The 2,308-nt window shown below is 40.3% G+C and carries 2 protein-coding genes; both read left to right on the top strand.

The features are described 5' to 3' along the window. The coding region (locus tag ABZA26_RS13010; protein WP_372714936.1) for an exonuclease SbcCD subunit D at window positions 1–766 on the top strand (766 nt) is incomplete at its 5' end. Beyond that, on the top strand, window positions 767–2,308 hold a 1,542-nt coding region (locus ABZA26_RS13005; protein ID WP_372714935.1), incomplete at its 3' end, for an AAA family ATPase.

Here is a 2,308-nt window from a genome sequence, read left to right as displayed (position 1 = left end):
TATTTATGCACTGCCTTATCCCGGTGAAAAATCTCTGGGAGAAAGATTTACCGAAATCAGCGACTCAGAAGATCAGATGAGCTACAGTAAGAGAATCGGTGAGATACTGAGCCAGGGCATAGATCAGAAACCAGAAGGGATTCCGGGAATAATAATGACACATATATTTCTCACAGGTTCCTCCGGGGATGGTGATGAGAGGTCTATCGAGCTTGGAGGGAGCATGGCTGTCAACCTCAGAGATCTTCCAGATGCAGACTACATAGCCCTGGGGCATATCCACAGACCTATGTATTTTGAAAAAAAGAGGGCAGTATATCCAGGGTCTCCTATAGAGTACAGAGTCAGTGAGAACAGATATCCGAAAAAAGTGTATACTGCAGTTTTAAATGGGGGACTGGAAACTGAGATAAAGGCTATAGAGGTGGAAAATTATAAACCTATAAAGAGATATCGTATAGAGGGCATTGAAAATGCCATTGCAAAATCAGATTTTCTCCAGGGGGAGGAAGAATGGATCTATCTTGAGATAGTTACAGACAGACCCCTTGACAGTAACGAAGTAAGATCAATAAAAGCCAATAAAAACGTGATAGAGATAATACCCAAAGTGATGTGGGAGGAAAATAATTCCTTTGAAATAAATGAATATACCCCTGAGAATATAACAACAGCCTTTAAAAACTTCTACAAAAAAAACAGAAATAGCGAACCTTCAAAAGAAGTTATGGAAGTCTTTATGAAGATCACAGGGGAGGTGGAATAGTTGAGACCTATAAAACTTGAAATTGAAGGACTGCAGAGCTTTAGGGAAAAACAGATTATAGATTTTGAAGCACTTACCGAACACGGGTTATTTGGTATATTCGGGGAGACCGGAAGCGGTAAGTCCACTATACTGGATGCCCTGACCCTGGCTCTTTACGGGAATGTAGTCAGGATAAAGGATACCCAAAAGGACACACTCATAGATCTCTTAAATATAGGGGCTGAAAAAATAATGGTGGCCTATGAATTTTTCATAGGAGATGACAGGTATCTCGTGGAGAGGACCTTTCCCAAGAAAAAAAACAAAAAAGAACTGGGACAGTCCAAGGCCAGATTTTTAGTGAACGGCGATGTAGAGGCTGACAAGGTCAGTGATGTAAATAGTCGTATAGGGGAGATAATAGGCCTGTCTATGGATGATTTTACAAGATCTGTGGTACTTCCTCAGGGAAAATTCGGCGAGTTCCTGAAACTCACAGGAAAAGAGAAGAGGGATATGCTGGAAAGAGTCTTCGGCCTGGAGGAATACGGTAAGAAACTCATGGGAAAACTTTCCAATGAAAAAAACTCTAAGGAAAAAGATGTGGCCGCACTGAACAATATTATTCTGGGTAAGGGAGATGCCACACCAGAAGAGTTGCAGGTAAAAAAAGATGAATTTAAAATACTTCGGCGTGCAAAAGAAGATCTCGTGGAAAAATATGAGATTTTCATGAAAGATTATTTCCAGAAGGAGGAAATCTATAAACTTATCAGAGAAAAAAGTGAGATTATAGATGAGAAACTGGATCTGGCATCCCATAAAGTCGAGGCAGAACACACTGAGGAAAAAATAAAAAAAGGTGAGAAGTCAGCCCAGGTGATGGATTTTTTCCATAAACTATCAAAGTGTCAAGAGGATATAAAAGAATATCAAAGCAATCTTAAATTACTGGATAAAGATCTTTCAGCTAAGAAAAACAGTATGGAAATGCTGGCAGAGACTCTCGGAAAACTGGAAGATTCTGAAAATGAAAGGATGGAAAGAGATCGTAAGATTCTCTTGAATCCAGAGGAATATGAAGCTGTGAGCAACGGGGTTCACAAAGGGGAAAAGTTTTTAGAACTGAATCATGAATTGGATCTTCTGAGGGAAAAAATTTCCCAGACAGAGACACTTCTAAAAATCCTTGAAGAGAATGCAAAAGAAAACGATATCAATCTCGCAGAGGTCACCGGGAAGCTTGAGGCTCTAGGAGATGAAGACAAGGATGCCCTGGAGAATACCAGAAAGAGTATGGAAACTCTTACTTTAGAGAGGAAAGAAGTGGAGCTTTTGGAAAAGGATGTCAAATTCCTTGAAGCTGAGCTGTCAGAATCAGAAAAAATAAAGAGTACAATTGAAAAATCACTTTCCTTAAAGGAAGATGAACTGAAAAAGGCCTGTGAAGTACGAGATGGACAGATAGCATGGAAAATGGCAAAAGATCTGAAAGAGGGGGAATCCTGCCCGGTGTGCGGATCCAAAGACCACCCTCAATTGGCGGAGACTTCTGAAGGT

Source organism: Ilyobacter sp., from assembly GCF_041583315.1.
Classification (GTDB): domain Bacteria; phylum Fusobacteriota; class Fusobacteriia; order Fusobacteriales; family Fusobacteriaceae; genus Ilyobacter.
Note: the sequence above shows the minus strand (reverse complement) of the source record. Positions and strands in the feature narration are given on the sequence as shown.